Genomic DNA, 20565 nt, shown 5'->3' with positions numbered 1-20565 from the left:
AAGGGGTGTTTTCGCGCGTGTTCTGATTTTGTGACAGGGGTTCACTTGTCAAATGAAAAACGTTAATATAAGATTATTGCAAATCATCTCGGATCGGGATGGGTTGTTTAAAAATATATTGGAGCAAAGGATGGAGAACCAGATGTCAAAACAACAAATCGGTGTGATTGGCCTTGCTGTAATGGGAAAAAACCTGGCCCTGAACATCGAAAGCAAAGGCTTCACCGTTTCTGTATATAACCGCTCTCCGCAAAAAACGGAGGATATGCTGAAGGAAACCGAAGGCAAGCAAGTGAAGGGGACATTCTCGATCGAAGAATTCGTGGATTCCCTTGAGACTCCTCGTAAAATCCTGATCATGGTACAAGCGGGACAAGCTACCGATGCTACGATTGAACAGCTGATTCCACATTTGGATAAAGGCGATATCATCATCGACGGCGGTAACGCTTATTTCCCTGATACACAGCGCCGCAGCAAAGAACTGGCTGAAAAAGGCTTTAACTTTATCGGTGCTGGGGTTTCTGGCGGCGAAGAAGGCGCGTTGAAAGGTCCATCGATCATGCCTGGCGGACAAGAAAGTGCCTACAAGCTGGTTGAGCCTATTTTGACAGCCATTTCCGCTAAAGTTAACGAAGAGCCTTGCTGTACATATATCGGACCAGACGGTGCCGGCCATTATGTAAAAATGGTTCACAACGGTATCGAGTATGGCGATATGCAGCTTATTTGCGAAGCTTACCAATTGCTGAAGGACGTACTTGGCCTTGATGCGAAGGATCTGCACGGAATCTTCACGGAGTGGAACCAAGGCGAACTCGATAGTTACCTGATCGAGATTACGGCTGACATTTTCTCCAAATATGACGAAGAAACCGGCAAGCCGATGGTAGACGTGATTCTGGATACGGCGGGTCAAAAAGGAACAGGTAAATGGACAAGCCAAAGCTCCCTGGATCTGGGTGTGCCGCTGTCCATGATCACCGAATCCGTATTCTCCCGTTTCCTGTCCGCGATGAAAGAAGAGCGTGTGGCAGCAAGCAAAATCCTGAATGGTCCCAAAGCAGCTGCATTTGACGGCGACAAAGCCGAGTTCATTGAAAATGTGCGCAAAGCGCTGTTTGCAAGCAAAATCGTATCCTACGCTCAAGGCTTTGCACAGCTTCGCGTGGCATCCGATGAGTACGGCTGGAACCTGCAATATGGCAACCTCGCTAAAATTTGGCGCGGCGGCTGCATTATCCGTTCCCGTTTCTTGCAGAACATCACGGATGCATATGAGAACAATCCTGAGCTGAAGAACCTGCTGCTGGATCCGTTCTTTACCGATATCATTGAATCCTATCAAGATGCGTGGCGTAAGGTTGTTGCTTCCGCAGTATCCTTGGGCATCCCGGTTCCTGGGTTCTCCAGCGCGCTTGCATACTACGATAGCTATCGCACCGCAAACCTGCCAGCGAACCTGCTGCAGGCTCAGCGTGACTACTTTGGAGCTCACACGTTTAAACGCGTGGACAAAGAAGGAACCTTCCACTATAACTGGATGGATTAATCCTGCTTTTTATGGCAGCATGAATCCCATCCTCCCTGGATGGATTAATCCTGCTTTTATGGCAGCATGAATCCCATCCTCCCTGGATGGATTAATCCTGCTCTTTTACGGGAGTATGAATACCATTCCCCCTGGATGGATCAATTCCACTCCCGGATGTAGGATGAATTCCGTTCGTCGGAGGAGAAGCCGGAGATTCAACCGTGCGGGCTTGAGAAGGGGAGTGCGCCTCCGCCAGCTCAGGGAGTCCGTGCATGGCTTCTAATAGACAGGTACGGATGTCGTGGTTCTTCGTATGGATGTGGTTTCCGCTTCCGAGCAAGAGCAGTGCGGCTTCGCAATAACTGTTGTAATTTTGCAGCAAACGTGGCTTTGAAAGATCCAGCAGTGCAGGATCCTTCAGAGCCACTTTTTTTTGGACAAAATGAAGCACCCAGATGACATCTTCGCGGCATAGCGGGTAGGATGGGTCGAGGATCCGGCGGATCCGCTTGGCAGCGGAAGAGAGGCCGGTTGGACGAAAAGACATAGGATTTCACTCCTTTCTTCTAATCTTGTATTCTTGTAATTAGTATATGACAATAGGGAACCAGATAGACTCGATAAAATTGGAGCTTTACTCGGGGTTACTCGCATAACAGCAACATAACAGTAATTTAGAGAGTTAGGTCCATTGTCGAAAGATTTGGGGCTGTGGTATGATATGAGCAACCTTTACAGTGAAGCAGCAAATGGGGTGTCAAATTGGATAATATAGGTAGAAACATTATTCTGATCGGGATGATGGGCACGGGTAAGTCAACCGTAGGGCGTCTTCTGGCAGAAACGCTCGGCTACACCTTGATCGATCTGGATGCGGAAATTGAGAGGATGGAAGGCAGAACGATTTCCGAGATGTTTGAAGCGGATGGAGAGCCGTATTTTCGTGAGGCTGAATCTGTCGCACTTCGCAGCGTGCTGCAACGGAAAGGCATTGTTGTAGCGTCCGGCGGAGGGGCTGTGCTTCGTTCCGAGAATTGTGACCAGATGAAACGTGGTGGCTGGGTCGTTGCTCTAACAGCCGATGCTGCTAGCATCGTCGAACGGGTACGGGGAGATGCCAATCGGCCGCTGCTTGCGGGTGATGTCGAAGATAGAGTTCGGCGTATCCTGGTTGAACGAAAGGACAAATACCTGTTTGCGGATGTCATAGTGGATACGGTTGGCCGATCTGCAGGGGAAGTGGCGACTGACATTTTAACGCATTACCGCGGCTAAGACGGTCAGCGAACGGCTTTGGAATGGTGTTTTTAAATCAGTCCTTATGGGTGAATCTGGGGACCGCATTCGGATTGGAATAAGCAAAAAAAGGCGGGGATAACGATCATCCCTCACCTTTCACAGCTGCTTTATTCTTCATCGTCATGCCACTGAAGCATGCCGCCTTTCATGTTGATTACATTAGTCAAGCCTTGGTGATTCAAAAATTCGCATACGTGTTGACTGCGTCCGCCGCTCCGGCAGATGAAGACGACCTCTTGATCGCGCGGAATTTCGTCTAGGCGATTCGGGATCTCGCCCATAGGAATATGCTTGGCACCGCTGATCATGCCGGCGGCAACTTCCTCATCCTCTCGGACATCAATCATGTATACATTTTCGCCGTTTTGAAGCCGGCTTCTAAGCTCCGATGTTTCCATTTGCGGGATCGGTTTCATCATATAGACCTCTTTTCTCATAATAAATGATTAAGATCGTAACGATCTGAATTTCCAGTTCACATGAACTATGATAACCAAGCGGTTCTTTCCCTGTCAATTTATACTAAGGGAGATTTCAAGGTTGGTTTATCGTAACATAATATATACAAGGAGAGATACATACGATGGATGTAATCGTCAAGCCTACGCCTATACTAAACGGAGAGATTGGAGCGTTATCCTCCAAGAACTATACAACCCGTTACCTGCTGGTGGCTGCACTAGCGGAAGGAACGAGCACGATCTATTACCCAGCTCATAGCGAGGACAGCGATGCTATGAGACGCTGTATCCGGGACCTTGGAGCCGTGATCGAGGAGGACGAGGAGAAGGCGGTTATTACGGGCTTTGGCAAATCGCCCCGGGATGTGAAGGAACTGAATGTCGGTAATGCCGGTGCCGTATTGCGCTTCCTGATGGGCGTCACGGCATTATCCAAAGAGGTTACTTTCGTCAATACCTATCCGGATTCACTGGGCAAACGGCCTCACGATGATCTCATTGAGACGCTTGGTCAATTGGGTGTGGAAGTGGAGCATAACGAAGGCAAACTGCCGATCACGATTCGTGGCGGTCAGCCTAAGGGCGGAAAGCTCACTGTTTCTGGCGAAGTGAGTTCGCAGTACTTAAGCGCATTGTTGTTCTTAACGCCACTGCTTGCTGAAGACAGCGAGATTACCGTTACCGGAGATTTGAAATCCAAGGTCGTTATCGGTCAGACCCTAGAAGTCCTGGAGCAGGCGGGCATTACCATTCATGCAGCGGACGATTATACATTCTTCCGGGTTCCTGGTGGCCAATCCTATGAAGCGAAGACCTATACGGTTCAAGGTGATTATCCGGGCTCTGCTGCCGTCCTGGCGGCGGCTGCGGTTACGCAGTCGGATGTAACCATCCGCAATCTGTCAGAGGACAGCAAGCAGGGAGAGCGGGCCATTATCGACGTCCTCCGGATAATGGAGGTTCCGCTCACACATGAGAATGGAAATGTCCATGTGCAGGGCAATCGTACCCTGAAGGCGTTGGAATTTGACGGAGATGCAGCGACGGATGCGGTGCTTGCGATGGTAGCGGCAGCTGTGTTTGCGGAAGGGACCTCCCGATTCTACAATGTGGAGAATCTCCGCTATAAGGAATGCGACCGGATTACGGATTATTTGAACGAATTGCGGAAAGCCGGAGCCAACGTTGAGGAACGCCAGGCTGAGATCATCGTTCACGGCCGTCCGGAAGGCGTCGAGGGTGGCGTTGAGATCAATGCCCATTATGATCATCGGGTAATCATGGCCCTGACGGTGGTCGGGCTTCGCGCGAATCAGCCGATCCGGATTAAGGATGCGCATCATGTGGCCAAGTCGTACCCGCAATATTTTGATCACATGAAGGCGCTTGGAGCCAATGTAGAATGGGTAAAATAAAGGAATAGCCAAGCACTCGTCTATTATGAATGGAGAGGTGGTCATGAAGCATGGCATTTGAAAATCCTACGCGCGAAGAAATCGCGGATATTTTGCGTAACGCAGGCAATATCGCTGTTGTCGGTCTGTCTGATCGGCCGGATCGTACATCCCATATGGTTTCTGCTGCGATGCAAAAGCGCGGGTACCGGATTATCCCGGTTAACCCTGGTGCAACCGAAATACTCGGGGAGAAGAGTTATCCATCCCTGAAGGACATTCCAGAGCCGATCCATATTGTCAATGTATTTAGACGCAGTGAATACTGTGCTGATGTGGCACGGGAAGCTGCCGAGATTGGCGCCAAGGTGCTCTGGCTGCAGCAGGGAATTATCAGCGAAGAGGCGGCGGCCATCGCGGAGAAGAGCGGCATGATTGTCATCATGGACCGCTGCATAAAGGTGGAGGATTCCATCGCTTTGGGCGGGCGTTAAGATTTTATTGGTGAATTGGAAGTATGGGCAAGCCTCATGTTGAAGCAGCCATGGCAGACTGGACACGATCCGGCTTGCCGAGGTATTGCTTGTGAGGCTTGCTTTTCTTTGTGGCACTTGCCCTGATTTCTTTTTGACAAAAACAGGCGCAGCGCTTACCATCAAGGATAGAAAGGAGGGCTCGCCTTGAATTGGTTGGGATCATTACAACAGCTGGGCAGAGCAGTTATGCTCCCTACAATGGCGCTTCCAGCGGCAGCTCTCCTGCTTAGCGTGGGGAGTCTGCCATGGTCGGCATGGGGCTTCGGAACCTTGGGCGAGATTGCTCAGGCTGCGGGGCACGGCGTGTTTTATTACATGCCGTATTTATTTGCCATTGGTGTCGCATGGGGGCTCTCGAACCAGGGAGGACCTGCAGGGCTTGCCGCTCTGGCCGGCATGTTCATCTATGATCAGGTTATATCCCGTCTGGGAGACGGGAGTGTACAGCCCTCGACCTTGATTGGTATTATTTTTGGGGTAATGTCCGGTTACGTTTACAACCGGTTCAAACATATTAAGCTTCCTGAAGCGATACAGTTTTTTGGAGGCTCCCGATTTGTACTTTTATTTATGGGATTGTTCTCCACGATATTTGCATGGGTCATGCTGGGGATGGCCCCCATTGTACAGCGCGGATTAGATTATTTTTATGATTTGACCGTACATATGGGGGCGTTCGGATTATTCCTTTACGGAATTTTGTACAGGGTGCTGACGGCATTCGGCCTGCATCACTTGTTGAATAACGTATATTGGTTTCAGCTGGGCTCGTACGAGACGGAAGACGGTACCGTCGTTCAGGGGGATCTGCCCCGATTCTTCGCGGGTGATCCAACAGCAGGCGACTTCATGGCCGGGTTATTCCCGATTATGATGTTTGCTCTGCCGGCGATTGCGTTTGCCATTATTCAAGAAGCACGTGAAGATTTGAAGCCGAAGGTAAAAAAAACGTTTATGCGGTCCGCGCTTGTCTGTTTTTTGACCGGGGTATCGGAGCAGATTGAATTCGCGTTCTTATTTGCGTCTCCTTATCTGTATGTGCTCCACGCCCTGATGGCCGGGTTCGCGATGGTGCTTACCTATGCATTTGATATCCATCACGGGTTTTCGTATTCGGCGGGATTTATCGATTACGTACTCAATTTTCACTTGTCGAAGAACGCCTGGATCATCATACCGATCGGGGCCGTATACGGCATCGTTTACTATTTTCTATTCCGTTGGGCCATTCGTACCTTCGAAATCCCGACACCGGGACGTGAAGAAGGTTCGGCGCTGGAAGGCCGGGCAGGAGACATTCCCTATCAGGCACCGCTTATTCTGGAGGCGCTTGGGGGAAAAGACAACATCGTTCAGGTCCAATCCTGCATGACGCGTCTTCGACTAACCGTATATAATGACCGCCAGATTGATTCGGACGCACTGAAATTGCTCGGTTCAGCCGGTATCATCAAGCTGGGCGGCGGTAACGTTCAGGTGGTGTTCGGGACGTATTCCGAGCTCATCCGCGAAGAGATAAATAAGCTGATGCAGCAGGATTTACCACGCGTTCTGTTCAGCGCGCCCGTACAGGGACGCATGCTTCCGATTGACGAAGTGCCGGATGATATTTTTGCCGCCAAGCTTGTCGGTAACGGCGTGGCGTTCATTCCGGAAAAAGGAGAACTTGTATCTCCGGTATACGGTACCGTGATGCATGTTTATCCGACGATGCATGCCATTGGCATTTCAACGCCGGATGGACTCGAGGTATTAATTCATATCGGGATTGATACCTCTCAACTGAAAGGACCGTTTTCAGCTGTGGTAAGCGAAGGGGATACCGTTGAACCGGGGCAACTGCTGGTCAAGTTCGATCTGGCTTATTTAAAGACACATGCCGCATCACTGGCCACACCCATGGTGATCACGAATCCCGATAAAGTAAGATCTTGGAGCTTTGCTCCATTCAAGTCCGTTAAGAGAGGACAGTCATCTGTCATGTCCGTCGTATTAAATGAGAGTAATGCTGGGGGTAGAGAATCATGATACAAGGCATTGGCGCAGCAACAGGCGTAGCGATTGGTAAGGCTTTCGTACTGCCGCACTGGGAGCTGGACCTTCCAGATTCCGAAATGGATGCTGTCGATTTGGCCAAAGAGTTCGAGCGCTTATATGAAGGCATACGAACCTCCAAGAATGAAATTGAATATATCAAGAACGAATTCAAGGAAATGGTGGGGCACGAGGAGTCGCAGATCTTTGATGCGCATCTGGCCATACTGGAGGATCCCGTGTTCATGAACGAAATTCAAGGGATCATCGAGCGCCAGTACAAGGCTGCCGAGGTGGCGGTTAAAGAGGCGATCGATCATTTCGTATCCATGTTCGATTTGCTGGACGACGAGTATATGAAGGAGCGGGCGCTGGATATTAAGGATGTTGGCAATCGGTTGCTCAAGCATCTTCTCGGTGCTCCGGAAGTCAAACTTCCCGCTGATACGCAGCCTTATATTTTGGTTGCAAAGGAGCTCTCTCCGTCTCAGCTTGTGCACCTTAACCCTTCCCACGTTCTTGGCATTGTGACAATGACGGGTGGCAAGACCTCTCATTCGGCGATTATGGCCCGCGCTCTCGGCATACCGCTCGTATCCGGGATTGAGAACAAGCTGGATCATCCGATCCAGACCGGACAGCATTTAGTTGTGGATGGAGATGAAGGCTTGCTGTATTTGGAGCCTGACACGCTGATCGTGGAGCGCTATGAAGGGATCCGAGAGCAACAACGGAAAAAGAAAGAGCAGCTGCAGCTCCTGGCAACGGTTGATGCGGTTACGAAGGATGGAACATACTTTAATCTGGCCGCGAATATGAACTCCATAAAAGAAATGGAGATTGCGCTCAAGAACGGCGCGCAGGGAGTTGGATTGTTCCGGACGGAATTCTTATATATGGATCGCCACAACTTTCCTTCGGAAGAAGAGCAGTTTGAAGTGTATAAGCTGGTTGCCGAGAACGCAGGTCAGGCTTCGGTCGTGATCCGTACGCTGGACATTGGCGGCGATAAGCAGCTGGATTATTTCGGGCTGCCGGAAGAAGAGAACCCCTTCCTGGGGTATCGGGCCATTCGCATCAGTTTGGATCGCACAGAGCCGTTCCAGACTCAGCTGTCCGCTATTCTGAGAGCCAGCGCTTTTGGTAACGTCAAAATCATGTATCCGATGATATCCTCGGTAGAGGAAGTCAGGCAGGCTAATGCCGTGCTGCGGCGTGCGATGGCCGATTTGGACCAACGGGGCATTGCATACGATCCGAACATTAAGGTTGGCATCATGATTGAGGTGCCGGCAGCAGTCACCATTTCGGATTTGTTGGCAGAGGAAACGGATTTCTTCAGTATCGGGACGAATGATCTGGTTCAGTATGTGCTGGCGGTGGATCGCATGAATGAGCAGATCGCGCATATGTACCATCCGTTTCATCCTGCGGTCTTGCGCATGCTTCGGACGACGGTGGAGGCTGCGCATGAGGCAGGCATACCGGTCAGCGTGTGTGGAGAAATGGCAGGGGACGAGCGGGCGATTCCAATATGGCTGGAGCTTGGCGTTAAGGATCTAAGCATGTCTCCGCAATCCTTGCTTCGCGTGAAGCATCGCATCTTGAATACCAATGCGGTAGAAGCGAAGGGGGAGGCAGCGGATTGCTTCAAATTGCGTACCAGCGACGCTGTCGAAGAGCGTCTCAGCGCCTTTGCCGAACGCAGCAGTTATCTGAACGGAAAGAACGGTACGGACAGCACGGCCTCTTAAAAGGCCTCTAGTAATGAGATAACGTTCCAATTTTTCATGTTTCTTTTTTGAGTGGACAAGCTATATTCACATAAAAAAACAGCTGCCTATCTCACCAGGAGCACTTCTTGGTGAAATGAGCGGCTGTTTTTGTGTGGTGCAGGGAGCTTTAGCCTTGCTGTGCCAGAGCATCGCAAAAGGCTTTACCGTACGGCGGCAGATCCGGAGGACGGCGGGCGGAAATAATATGGCCATCGGTTACGACCGCTTCATCCTTCCAGATTGCACCGGCATTTTCCATATCGTCCCGGATTCCCGGTGTGGAAGTCACCGTAATGCCGTCCAGGATCTTGGCGGAGATGAGCACCCATCCGGCGTGGCAGATCTGTCCGATCGGCTTTTTGTCCGCATTCATCTCTTTAATGAGTTGCAGCACTTTATCATAACGGCGCAGCTTGTCCGGCGCCCAGCCGCCCGGAACGAGAATTCCATCATAATCCTCGCTGTTCAGCTCTTCAAACGAATACTCAGCTTGAGCGGGAACACCATATTTGCCTGTGTAAGTTTTTCCTCTTTCCAATCCGGCGAGATGAACTTCGGCCCCTTCTTCCCGGACTCGGTAAACGGGATACCATAGTTCCAGATCCTCAAATTCTTCGTCTACAAGCGCTATCACTTTTTTTCCAGCCAATCTCATGATCGATTTAGCCCCTTTCCCTGCAGATTTCTTGATATATCCGTAACATCATCGAATATGTCTCTTAAGACTGTACTCATTGTAACAAATCTGGAGGGCAGTTTCATAGGAGAGACCAAGAAACAAACATTTGGAAACATATCTGGTAAATAAAGCATTATCACAAATTAGCAGGATTCTTTGGTATGATAGTCGAATAGAACTAGTTCAGGTGACAAAATTGTGACATAGGGCTGTTGGTATTAGATTACGTGATAGGATTTGGGGTGGGCATTTTGTTCAAAACCTGCAACTGCGGACAATGGATGAAGTTGGAATTAAGGAAGCTGATTCATGAAAGAAAGACTCGAATATGTCATGTTCCTGTTTATGCCTGTCAGGCTTGTATGAAGTATGAGCTTTTACCTTTTATTAAACCGGATTTACTTCGCTATCTCGCATCGATTAGCCATGAAACCGGATCAATACGCGTTTCGTTCGCAGATGTTAATGAGTCTGCATACGTACTTCGAGAAGTGTTCCGTACATACGATGATGATTCGTCGGTAGAATGGCAGGCACGCTGCATGGAAGTTTTTGACGAGCGAATTAATTTGCTGTTGGATCTATTTCGTTATGCCCAGAGCATGGGCGACGGTGACTGGATGAGACAAATTGAGGGGCGTCTTGAGCAATTAAGCACCATCAAATCTCTCATTCCTGAAAATTCGGGCAATTATGCAAGATAATTTTCAGAAAATTTTCGCGGTTGTTGGATTTTTCACGCACTTTTTGTTAGGATAGAGGATAGGAACTTCAATACAATGAAGGGAATGTATATCCTATGGCGACGTTGACGAAAATGATTACTATAGAAGAGTTACGCAACGTGCTTGAATCTTCGGAGCAAAGGCCCTTGCTGTTGTTCAAACATAGTACCAGATGCCCAATTAGTGCCGGAGCTTATCAGGAAGTGCAAGCTTACCTGGAGGACCAGCCGAACGAGCGGATTGACTATGTATGGATCGATGTCATTGCCGACCGTCCGGTGTCGAGTCAGGCTGCGGAAACTCTAAGCATACAGCACGAATCGCCACAAGTTATTCTTGTAAAAGAAGGAGCGCCAGTCTGGCATACATCCCATTCCCATATTACGGCTGAAGCGCTGAAAGCTCAATTGGACGGCATCTAATGCCGTGTCGTTGCACAAAGCAGTAATTTGTCGTATCATAAATTCAATTGGTATTGAACGAATGAAAATCTATTGGCAATGGAGAGAAGGAATTTGACGGTAACCATTTACGATGTTGCGCGCGAAGCAGGCGTTTCCATGGCGACGGTATCACGGGTTGTAAACAATAACCCGAACGTTAAGCCTCAGACCCGGAAAAAAGTATACGAAGCGATTGAACGTTTAGGGTATCGTCCGAATGCGGTAGCCAGAGGTCTGGCCAGCAAGAAGACCACAACCGTCGGCGTTGTGATCCCTGATATTTCGAACTCGATCTTTGCGGAGATTGCCCGTGGTATTGAGGATATTGCTAACATGTACCACTATAATATAATTTTGTGTAATGCCGACAAACGTAAGGAAAAAGAAATCCGCGTTATCAACACCTTGCTTGAGAAGCAAGTGGACGGGCTGTTGTTTATGGGTGGAACGGTGACGGACGAGCATATCCAGGCGTTCCAGACATCGGCTGTGCCGATTGTTCTTTGTGCGACAAGTGATGAGAGAGGTTCTTATCCTTCGGTTGACATTGATCATGAACAAGCTGCGTTTGATGCGGTAAACACACTGATCCGGCACGGGCATCGTGAGATTGCCATGATCAGCGGAACGCTGCAGGATCCGGCTAACGGTTATGCACGTTTCCAAGGCTACAAGAAGGCACTGGAGACAGCTGGCATTGAGTATCAAGAGGACCTGGTGCGGATTGGTAACTATCGCTATGAGTCCGGCGTGGAAGCGATGAAATACTTCCTGGGACTTAAGAAGAAACCGACGGCTATTTTTGCTGCTACCGATGAGATGGCGATTGGCGCTATTCATAGCATTCAGGATGAAGGCTATAAAGTGCCGGATGATTTCTCTATTATCAGCGTTGATAATATCCGGATGGCTTCAATGGTTCGTCCACAGCTGACAACGGTAGCTCAACCGATGTATGATCTGGGAGCTGTAGCTATGCGCTTGCTTACCAAGCTGATGAAGAAGGAGAATGTGGAGAATCCTCGCGTGATTCTGCCGCATGAAACGATTCTTCGGCTTTCGGTTAGTCATGTGAACGAGTAAGACGTGTGAATGAAAGTTGTTTAGGCATCTATTGATTTGAAGAAAGCTCCTGATTTTAAGGGGCTTTTTTCTGGTGGGATTTTTATTTCGTCTTGAATTCAGGAGGGATATCGGTATGACAACACAGGTTATCGGCCTAATCGGGGCCATGGACGAAGAAGTGGAAATGCTGCTCAGTCAATTGGAGAATAAAGAAACAGCAGTCCGTGCAGGGGTTACATATGCTTCAGGAACGATTCATGGCAAGCGAGTCGTTGTATGTAAGAGCGGAGTGGGTAAGGTGAATGCCGCAGTTACCACACAAATCCTGATTGACACCTATGGCGTTTCCAAAATATTGTTTACCGGCGTAGCGGGTGCGCTGCATCCGGAGCTGAACATTGGCGATATCGTCATCTCTTCCTCCTGCATGCAGCACGATATGGACGTGACGCCGTTGGGGTTTGCGCGCGGGGTGATTCCGTATCAGGAAGTGTCTGATTTTCCTGCCGATCCGTCGTTGATCGAGCTGGCAGAGGAAGCGTGCAAAGAGCAGGCGGTGAATCATTACGTCATCGGGAAGGTTCTGTCCGGCGACCAGTTCATTGCCAGCCGAGAAACGGTACAAACGCTCTACGAGGATCTGAACGGGGCTTGCGCGGAAATGGAAGGCTCTGCCGTTGCCCAGGTATGTTATATGAACGGCGTGCCTTATGTGGTGATCCGATCCATGTCGGATAAGGCCGACGGTTCAGCGCATGTCAACTTCCCTGAGTTTACAGTGAAAGCTTCCAAGCGTTCGCACGAAATCGTGAACTACATGCTAGGCAAACTCTAGTAACAAATTTGAGCAAGCGGTCGGTATGCATATCCAGTTATGCGCCCGCAGATAACAAACTCCCCTGTGGTAAATAGTTGGGGAGTTTGTTTTTTTTTGTTTATTTTATTGGGTATCGACTTAATACATAAACCGCTGTCTGAAACGGATACGATCGAATTGTTCTTGTGATGAAAGCGGTACGTGCCGCCCGATTCTGACCATGAGACAGTTGGCAGGATGGGAACAGATTTCCGGATCATCGGTTGCGTACCACTCCATATCCACGATTTTCATTAACCGCTCCATCATTTTGCGGTAATCCCATACGTTAAGGCCGCTTCCTTTAAGATCCCAATGCCAGTAGTACTCGGTCGTAAACACGATGTAACGCTCCATCTGTTCTTCTTCAAATGCAGTCTTGATCATCTGCTGCCCAAGTCCCAGAGAACGGTAGTCTTTTGCTACCTCGATGGCACCAAGTTCAATCAAATCTTCCATATTGCCCTCAGACCAGCGTTCCTGCTCATCCGGGTGATGAAATGTTACATATCCAACGATCATATCTTGGTCTCTCGTGATGATGATTCTGCCTTCGGGCAGGCCTGCAATTTCCACCAATGCCTCATGCTGCTCCGCAGGACGACGAAAAGCCTTGAGATCAGGGTGCATGGTTAGCTCGGATAGTTGCTCGGGAGGTACAGGTCCTTCGATGATCAGGCGGCGGTCTTCAGGGAACAAAACATGAGACAGGTATACCTTGCAGTGTTCCATCCGTTACGCTCCTTTCAATTCCATACCCTACTTATAGCAAAAAAATAAAAAAATGAAAAGCAATGACAGGCAAACAAGAGCTATGATATAATCTTTTCGACATAAAATCTTCACATTTGTGTTGTACTTAACGATATGTTTCCTTGCGAATTCTAAGGGTTAATGACTCGATGACTGCGACAACGTGACGACCCACCGCAATGTGTAAAATGTATGTTCATTCAATCATTTTGTAAGCGCTGTCCACTATGAGGAGACCGATTTGAGAATGAGGAGGATGTTATCATGAATCAAACGCATAGCGAAATATTGCCAAGTGAAGTTTCACATTCCAATATGAAGAGTTACGAGCAGGCACGCTCCGAGTTTTCATGGGACGAAATCGAGAGACATTTTACTTGGTATGAGACGGGCAAAGTAAATATGGCGTATGAAGCTATTGATCGTCATGTAGCTGAGGGGCGAGGGGACAAGGTAGCTCTCCTGTACAGTGACGCCAATCGCGAGGAATCTATTACTTATGCGCAGTTGAAAGAGAAATCCGACAAGTTCGGTAATGTACTCCGCAAATATGGTGTTGGCAAGGGTGATCGGGTATTTATCTTTATGCCGCGCGGCCCTGAGCTCTATGCCGGTTTGCTGGGCATTCTGAAGGTTGGCGCCGTGGTCGGCCCATTGTTCGAGGCGTTTATGGAAACGGCGGTAAAGGACCGTCTGGAGGACAGCGGTGCTGTTGCACTGATTACGACGCCTGCGCTGTTGTCGCGCGTGAAACGCGATGAGCTGCCCGAACTGAAGCATATTTTTGTCGTTGGCGAAGTGGAAGAAGACGATCCGCGTCTAGTAAACTACCACGAGGAAGTCGAAGCCGCATCCAGCGAGCTGGAGATTGAATGGCTTGAGCGGGAAGACGGATTGATCATGCACTATACATCAGGCTCAACCGGGAAACCGAAGGGCGTGTATCATGTGCAGAATGCCATGATTCAGCATTATTATACGGGCAAGGTTGTTTTGGATTTAAGGGAAGATGATATATATTGGTGCACGGCGGACCCGGGTTGGGTAACCGGTACGTCCTATGGTATTTTTGCACCGTGGTTGAATGGGGTTACCAATGTCATTCGCGGAGGCCGTTTTAGTCCGCAGGACTGGTACAGCACGTTGGTGAACAATAAGGTAACGGTATGGTACAGCGCTCCGACCGCCTTCCGGATGTTGATGGGAGCAGGTTCGGATCTCATCGACCAATATGATTTGAGCCATGTACGGCATGTGCTGTCCGTTGGCGAGCCGCTCAACCCCGAGGTGGTGCGTTGGGGACACAAGGCTTACAAGCAGCGTATCCATGATACATGGTGGATGACGGAGACTGGTGGACAACTGATCTGTAACTACCCGGGGATGGCGATCAAGCCAGGATCCATGGGACGACCGCTGCCGGGTATTACAGCTAAGATCTTGGACGATCAGGGGAGAGAAGTGCCTCCGTATACGATGGGTAATTTGGCCATCAAGACACCTTGGCCGTCCATGATGAGAAAAATTTGGAACAACGAGGCGAAGTATGAAGAATACTTCCGAATTCCGGGCTGGTACATTTCAGGTGATTCGGCATATATGGATGAAGAAGGATACTTCTGGTTCCAGGGCAGAATAGACGATGTGATTAATTCGTCCGGTGAACGAATCGGACCGTTCGAAGTTGAGAGCAAGTTGGTTGAGCATCCGGCTGTCGCTGAAGCAGGCGTGATCGGTAAGCCTGATGTAACCCGTGGTGAGATCATTAAGGCCTTTATCTCCTTACGTGAGGGGTATACACCTACTCAGGAGCTCAAGGATGAAATCTACCGTTTCGTAAAGGAAGGACTTTCCGCTCATGCCGCACCTCGTGAAATTGAGTTTAAGGATAAACTTCCGAAGACGCGCTCCGGTAAGATCATGCGCCGCGTATTGAAAGCGTGGGAATTGGATCTTCCGACAGGCGATTTGTCCACGATTGAAGATTAAACCGTGATCAAGAACAGGGCTGACAATGGAGATGGTGACCACCATTTCCGTTGCCAGTCCTTTTTTTCTGATCGCAAGCCGCGGACTGTCCCCTTGGAATATACGTAGAAGTACCTGCTTCACCTAAAAAATAAAGCCAGCCCTTCTAACAGATGATGATCTCTGTAGAGGGGCTGGCTTTTTAGGATGCCAATCTATTTTTTCTCAAAATATACGGCCGGTGAAGCTGAAGATTCACCGATTGGATTTACGGCAGTTATTCTAAAGGTACCGCCGATTGGGTTACCAGAGTAGTAGAACTCCGTGCTCTTACTTGAGCCAAGAAGCTGGAAATTGCCATCACTGTTTGGACTGATGTAGATGTTGTAGACCATTACTTCTTCCTCTGGACCATTGCCGCTCCAGGTGGCCTGGAAGCCCTCAGGGGTAGCCGCAAGGGTCGGCTGGCCTGGTGCAGACGGTACGGTAGTAGCACCTTCATTCCCGAGTTCCAGGTCGTTATTGGGATCTCCCTCCGTGATGCCGTCATCAGGATTATCGATGTCGTCATCCGGATTCGTGTCGTTATCGCCTGGAACTTCGAATCCAGGTGTTGTACCGCCAACAATAGCACTTGGTTCAGATGTTTTGCCGGCTACGTCAACAGCAACAACGTAATAGGAAGTAAACATTCCGTCAGCTCCAAGTCCCGAGAAGACAAGGCTCTCGTCGCCGAGCACGACCTGCCCTTGATGTGTAAACGGACTGCCGTTTACGGACTTAAAGAGCCGGTATCCGACAACATCAGGAGAACCGCTGGCATTAAAGCTGATGGAGCCGCTGCCCATCGAATAATGTACGTTTTTCGGTGGGGTAGGGGCTTTGCCGTCATCTGTTCTAGGGTCGACCTTGCTTGGCATCCCTTTCTTCGCGTCCTGCGGAAGGTAAGATTCCAGCGATCTCTTTTCACCTTTCATGACCTTCAAGGCGTTCTGCAGTTCTATAATCAGCTCATCAAGGGGTTTCTCACGCTTGATTACGATTTGTTCTCTCAACATATCCAAAGGCGTCGCTTCCTGTGGAATATAATTTACACCCCGATAGGTGATGTATTTCGCTTTTGCGATACCGTCATCGCTTTCGGTAGGCACAAACTTCACATTAAACAGATCTGTTACGAATCTGTCCGTTAAGGCCGTCGGCAGCTTGCCGCTGTAAGCGGAAACCGTCTTGGACGTTATGCCTTCAGGCTTCTCGAACGTTTTGGTCGGGAACAGTTCCGGTTTCACGTCCGTCACTTCGTTCATGATTCTGGCCCAAATGGCCTGGGCGTGCTTGCGCTGGTCTCCGACAAGCGTATTTTTTTGTTCTTTATATCCGACCCATACGCCCAGCGTAACGTCAGGCGAGTATCCCATGAACCAGACATCCCCGTAGTTCTGGGTGGACCCGGTTTTACCAACAACCGGAACTTCATTGAATTTCTTGTACGTGTCTCTGACCTTGCTGCCTGTTCCGTTCGTGATGACGGTACGGAGCATATCCGTCATGAGATACGCGGTTTGTTCAGAGAATACCTGCTCCGGTTTTACTTCGTGTTTATAGACAATATTGCCTTTGGAATCCACGATTTTCTCAATCATGAAAGCGTCCGTGAATTTGCCTTGGTTGCCGATGGCACTGTATGCATTGGTGAGTTCTTCCACTGTCACCCCGTAATGCAGTCCCCCCAGTACACCGGTGGAAGCATTATAATCGTCTTCCTCCAAGGTAGTGACACCCAGCTTCTTGGAAAACTCCCAAGCCTTCTCGATGCCGACCGTGTTGTTAAACAACTTGAGCGCCACCGTATTGGTTGAATTGTTCAGTGCCTCTCTTGCTGTCATCAATCCCCTATACCCGCTGTACGAGTTTTTAGGAATATGGAACACTTTGCTGTAGTCCTTTAAGATGATCGGTGAATCGTCCACCACGCTGGCAGGCTGAATCGCCCCCGAATCGAGTGCCGGCAAATAGGCGGCAATAGGTTTCATGGCAGATCCAGGTTGTCGTTTCATTTGCGTAGCGTAGTTCATTTGTTCTGTGTTAAAATCTCTGCCCTCAATCATACCGAGAATGGCGCCGGTTTTGTTGTCGATCATCATCGCGGCGGTTTGCTCCATTCCTTTTTCCGCGCTGTCAGGCACGTAGTTGCTGTCATTCTCTGCGATGGAGCGCATGGTCTTGTATAATGTCCGGTCGATGGTGGTGTAAACACGGTAACCGCCGGTGCTGAGCTGAGCTCGGGATGCATCCATCAGATCGGAGTTCGCTTGCGTGCCTTTTGCGTTCTCTTCGGCTTCCTCGCTCAGCTGCATCAGGATATTCGATGCTTGGCGTTCTACTTCCATCATGAGATAAGGATAAGTCACATAGGCCTTCTGCGTACGAGGAGCAAGCGATTTTTGGATATCGAATGCCTTGGCCTCTTCATACTCGGCTTGCGTTATTTTACCTTCTTCCAGCATGCTTCCCAGCACGCGATGTTGACGGTTTATTGCCCGGTTGAATGATTTCTCGTCAAATTCCCCCTTGCCGTTAAAGGCAGAGTAGGAGGACGGTAGCTGCGGAAGACCTGCCAAATATGCAGCTTGAGCCACATTCAGATCATTCAGATTGTTAATGTTAAATATACCTTTTGCCGCAGCCTTGATCCCGAACAGTTGGTATCCGCTGGAACCGTTGCCGTAAGGAACTTTGTTCAAGTAGGCTGTTAAAATTTGGTCTTTACTCAAAAAGCGTTCCATCCGCATGGCCAGCAGCATTTCTTTGACCTTGCGGTTATCGGTTTTGTCGCGACTTAAAAAAGTGAGCCTGGCCAGCTGTTGCGTCAACGTGCTGCCGCCGGTTTGAACCGACTCGTTCAGCACGCGTTCCTTCACGGCGCGAGCGGTACCTTTTATGTCAACACCATTATGTGTATAAAAACGGTTATCTTCTATGGATACGACGGCATCCTTCACAAGCTGGGGAATATCCTTGAATTCCACAGGTCGTCTGTCTTCTTCGGTTCTAAGCTGCCCAATCGGTGAGCCATCCGCGAAGTAGGCGAAGCCCGTTATAGCATTGTCGTTCACCGTATTCTCGATGAGAGCCCTGGATCTTACCGGCTCATTCTCAACAATAGAGGTTACGTAGCCACCTATGGCTCCTCCGGCGAACAAAACGCCCATCAGACCTACCACAAAGAGCCATCCGATGACGGATCCGAGCACCCGCAGAAAGGACCGTTTACGCGGTTTCTTCTGTGTTTTAGGCTCTTGTTTTTTCTCCTCAACCATGAATGTATACTCCTCCTTTTAACGCACCTATTATAGCATAAATCGAAGGTTTTGAATCATGTGTCCCTACATAGCGTGTCCTTTTTTGAGGAAGATTGACTTTTTCGGGAAGCATATGATACAAATAATGCAAAGTTCATATCGTGAAAAGCTTTGAAGGACCCCAGTAGAAGGCGGAACCTTTCGTTTCCAGAGAGTCGGTGGGTGGTGTAAACCGATAACGAGCCCCTTTGAATTACCGTCCGGAGCTGACCAGGGGAAACAGAGCCGTGCACCTGCTCGGCTGTTACAGTAGTCTGGTTCCGGGATGACAACCCGTTATGGCAATGAAGTGAAAATCCGTTCCTGAGGTAACGGATTTTAATTAGGGTGGTAACGCGAGCGCTCCTACTCGTCCCTTGGGATGAGTAGGAGCTTTTTTGCGTTCAAAATTAGTGGGAGGTGTGCGAAAAGCATGGAGTGGGATGTTTTGTCGAACGTTCAGCAGCAGGAGGTGGAACGTCAGATGGAGGTGATCTCCCGCGGAGCGGTGGAGATCATTCCGGAAGAAGAGATGAGGCAGAAGGTGATGACATCGGTCGTAACCGGCGAGCCGCTGCGTGTGAAGCTGGGAATGGACCCGTCAGCGCCCGATCTTCACGTCGGGCATACCGTCGTGCTGCAGAAGCTGCGTCAGTTTCAGGAACTCGGACATGAAGTACAGCTCATCATCGGGGACTTTACTGGCAGGATCGGAGATCCAACAGGCAAATCCGAAACGCGTAAGCAGTTGTCGGAAGAGGATGTGAGGCGTCATGCAGAGACGTACAAGAAACAAATATACAAAGTATTGGATCCTGAAAAAACGAAGGTGTACTACAACTCCGAGTGGCTTGCGCCGATGACATTTGCTGAAGTGGTCGGCTTATCGGCAAAGGTTACGGTGGCACGGATGCTGGAGCGCGATGACTTTACTAAACGTTACCAGGGCGGACTTCCGATCAGCATCCACGAGTTTTTTTACCCGTTGATGCAGGGTATGGATTCTGTGGCGCTTAAGACCGATGTCGAGCTTGGGGGAACGGACCAGAAGTTTAACCTGCTGATGGGGCGAACCCTGCAAAAGGAGTATGGCACAGAGCCTCAGGTTGCGATCACGATGCCGCTTATCGAAGGACTTGACGGTATACAGAAGATGAGTAAGAGCTTGGGTAATTACATCGGTATCGATGAAGAACCGAATGAGATGTACGGTAAATCTATGTCCGTTCCGGACGAACTCATGCTGAAGTACTTCGGCTTGGCCACGGATATGGCAGGTGAGGAGGTAACCAGACTGGAGAAGGGGCTTCGAGATGGAAGCGTTCATCCCCGGGATGCCAAGATGAGTCTCTCGCACACTCTCGTTCGCATGTATCATGGGAGGGAGGCTGCGGATGCCGCACAGCAGCATTTTGTGACCGTGTTCCAGCAGAAGGCGCTTCCTGAAGACATTGAGGTTTATATTGTACCCGAAGGAGAACTGGATGAAGGAAAGATTACGCTTATCAAACTGTTGACACTGCTCGGTTTTGCCGCTTCCAATGGTGAGGCCAGACGCAGTATCCAGCAGGGGGCCGTAAAATGGAATGGAGAGAAGTGCAGCGAAACCCACGGCGAAATTGTTCCTCAAGACGGGGATGTGGTTCAAGTGGGCAAGCGTAAATTTGCCAGACTGAAGCTTTCTTAAGAAGATTGAATTTGC

Annotated in this window: 17 protein-coding genes and 1 other annotated feature; of the genes, 12 read left to right on the top strand and 5 right to left on the bottom strand. The window is 49.5% G+C overall.

Features of this window, described 5'->3' with window-relative positions; translation table 11 throughout:
- Positions 1-142 precede the first annotated feature (142 nt).
- Positions 143-1552 (top strand): NADP-dependent phosphogluconate dehydrogenase, encoded by a 1410-nt coding sequence (gene gndA / locus ABEW73_RS12905; protein ID WP_181469719.1) that lies wholly within the window; start codon positions 143-145, stop codon positions 1550-1552.
- A gap of 91 nt (positions 1553-1643) precedes the next feature.
- On the opposite strand, the gene ABEW73_RS12900 is transcribed toward gndA, so the two are convergent.
- Complete coding sequence (locus ABEW73_RS12900) at positions 1644-2081, bottom strand: hypothetical protein (protein WP_430170978.1); 438 nt, start codon at positions 2079-2081, stop codon at positions 1644-1646.
- A 215-nt stretch (positions 2082-2296) separates the two neighbouring features.
- On the opposite strand from ABEW73_RS12900, the gene ABEW73_RS12895 reads away from it, so the two are divergent.
- Positions 2297-2809 (top strand): shikimate kinase, encoded by a 513-nt coding sequence (locus ABEW73_RS12895; RefSeq protein ID WP_430170976.1) that lies wholly within the window; start codon positions 2297-2299, stop codon positions 2807-2809.
- Between the two features lie 131 nt (positions 2810-2940).
- On the opposite strand, the gene ABEW73_RS12890 is transcribed toward ABEW73_RS12895, so the two are convergent.
- Positions 2941-3249: a rhodanese-like domain-containing protein gene (locus ABEW73_RS12890; RefSeq protein WP_174819205.1), complete on the bottom strand. Its 309-nt coding sequence runs from the start codon at positions 3247-3249 to the stop codon at positions 2941-2943.
- Between the two features lie 167 nt (positions 3250-3416).
- Between ABEW73_RS12890 and aroA the strand changes: the two genes are divergently transcribed.
- The 4 genes from aroA to ptsP all read left to right on the top strand — a co-directional run bounded on the left by aroA (position 3417) and on the right by ptsP (position 9012).
- A complete protein-coding gene (gene aroA / locus ABEW73_RS12885; protein WP_430170974.1) occupies positions 3417-4709 on the top strand; it encodes a 3-phosphoshikimate 1-carboxyvinyltransferase in 1293 nt (430 codons plus the stop codon).
- 50 nt (positions 4710-4759) lie between these two features.
- Positions 4760-5182: a CoA-binding protein gene (locus tag ABEW73_RS12880; protein WP_430170972.1), complete on the top strand. Its 423-nt coding sequence runs from the start codon at positions 4760-4762 to the stop codon at positions 5180-5182.
- A gap of 186 nt (positions 5183-5368) precedes the next feature.
- Positions 5369-7252, top strand: a complete 1884-nt coding sequence (locus ABEW73_RS12875) for a glucose PTS transporter subunit IIA (protein ID WP_215164037.1) — start codon at positions 5369-5371, stop codon at positions 7250-7252.
- Entirely contained in the window at positions 7249-9012 is a 1764-nt protein-coding gene (gene ptsP / locus ABEW73_RS12870; RefSeq protein WP_430170970.1) for a phosphoenolpyruvate--protein phosphotransferase, read from the top strand. The genes ABEW73_RS12875 and ptsP overlap by 4 nt, the downstream gene beginning before the upstream one ends.
- A gap of 148 nt (positions 9013-9160) precedes the next feature.
- Here ptsP and ABEW73_RS12865 read toward each other — a convergent pair whose 3' ends face one another.
- Positions 9161-9688 carry a type 1 glutamine amidotransferase domain-containing protein gene (locus tag ABEW73_RS12865; protein WP_430170968.1) on the bottom strand — a complete coding sequence of 176 codons (528 nt, stop codon included), beginning with the start codon at positions 9686-9688 and terminating at the stop codon, positions 9161-9163.
- A 305-nt stretch (positions 9689-9993) separates the two neighbouring features.
- Between ABEW73_RS12865 and ABEW73_RS12860 the strand changes: the two genes are divergently transcribed.
- From ABEW73_RS12860 to ABEW73_RS12845, 4 genes are all read left to right on the top strand, one after another.
- A complete protein-coding gene (locus ABEW73_RS12860; RefSeq protein ID WP_430170966.1) occupies positions 9994-10416 on the top strand; it encodes a hypothetical protein in 423 nt (140 codons plus the stop codon).
- A gap of 95 nt (positions 10417-10511) precedes the next feature.
- Positions 10512-10859, top strand: coding sequence for a bacillithiol system redox-active protein YtxJ (ytxJ, locus tag ABEW73_RS12855; RefSeq protein ID WP_430170964.1), 348 nt, complete (start codon positions 10512-10514; stop codon positions 10857-10859).
- A gap of 93 nt (positions 10860-10952) precedes the next feature.
- Positions 10953-11963: a catabolite control protein A gene (ccpA, locus tag ABEW73_RS12850; protein WP_071223674.1), complete on the top strand. Its 1011-nt coding sequence runs from the start codon at positions 10953-10955 to the stop codon at positions 11961-11963.
- Between the two features lie 115 nt (positions 11964-12078).
- Positions 12079-12780: a 5'-methylthioadenosine/adenosylhomocysteine nucleosidase gene (locus tag ABEW73_RS12845; protein WP_430170962.1), complete on the top strand. Its 702-nt coding sequence runs from the start codon at positions 12079-12081 to the stop codon at positions 12778-12780.
- 120 nt (positions 12781-12900) lie between these two features.
- Here the strand turns inward: ABEW73_RS12845 and ABEW73_RS12840 are convergent, their stop codons facing one another.
- Complete coding sequence (locus tag ABEW73_RS12840) at positions 12901-13533, bottom strand: GNAT family N-acetyltransferase (protein ID WP_076320706.1); 633 nt, start codon at positions 13531-13533, stop codon at positions 12901-12903.
- Between the two features lie 285 nt (positions 13534-13818).
- On the opposite strand from ABEW73_RS12840, the gene acsA reads away from it, so the two are divergent.
- Positions 13819-15543, top strand: coding sequence for an acetate--CoA ligase (gene acsA / locus ABEW73_RS12835; RefSeq protein ID WP_430170960.1), 1725 nt, complete (start codon positions 13819-13821; stop codon positions 15541-15543).
- A gap of 194 nt (positions 15544-15737) precedes the next feature.
- Here the strand turns inward: acsA and ABEW73_RS12830 are convergent, their stop codons facing one another.
- On the bottom strand, positions 15738-18842 hold the full coding sequence (locus ABEW73_RS12830) for a transglycosylase domain-containing protein (protein WP_430170958.1): 3105 nt from the start codon (positions 18840-18842) through the stop codon (positions 15738-15740).
- 144 nt (positions 18843-18986) lie between these two features.
- Positions 18987-19244, top strand: a binding site (T-box leader).
- A gap of 52 nt (positions 19245-19296) precedes the next feature.
- Here ABEW73_RS12830 and tyrS point away from each other — a divergent pair.
- Complete coding sequence (gene tyrS, locus ABEW73_RS12825; protein ID WP_430170956.1) at positions 19297-20550, top strand: tyrosine--tRNA ligase; 1254 nt, start codon at positions 19297-19299, stop codon at positions 20548-20550.
- The last annotated feature ends 15 nt before the right edge of the window (positions 20551-20565 follow it).

This window comes from Paenibacillus lautus, from assembly GCF_050482385.1.
Lineage (GTDB): Bacteria > Bacillota > Bacilli > Paenibacillales > Paenibacillaceae > Paenibacillus_AQ > Paenibacillus_AQ lautus_B.
This window is presented reverse-complemented; position numbering and strand designations above follow the sequence as displayed.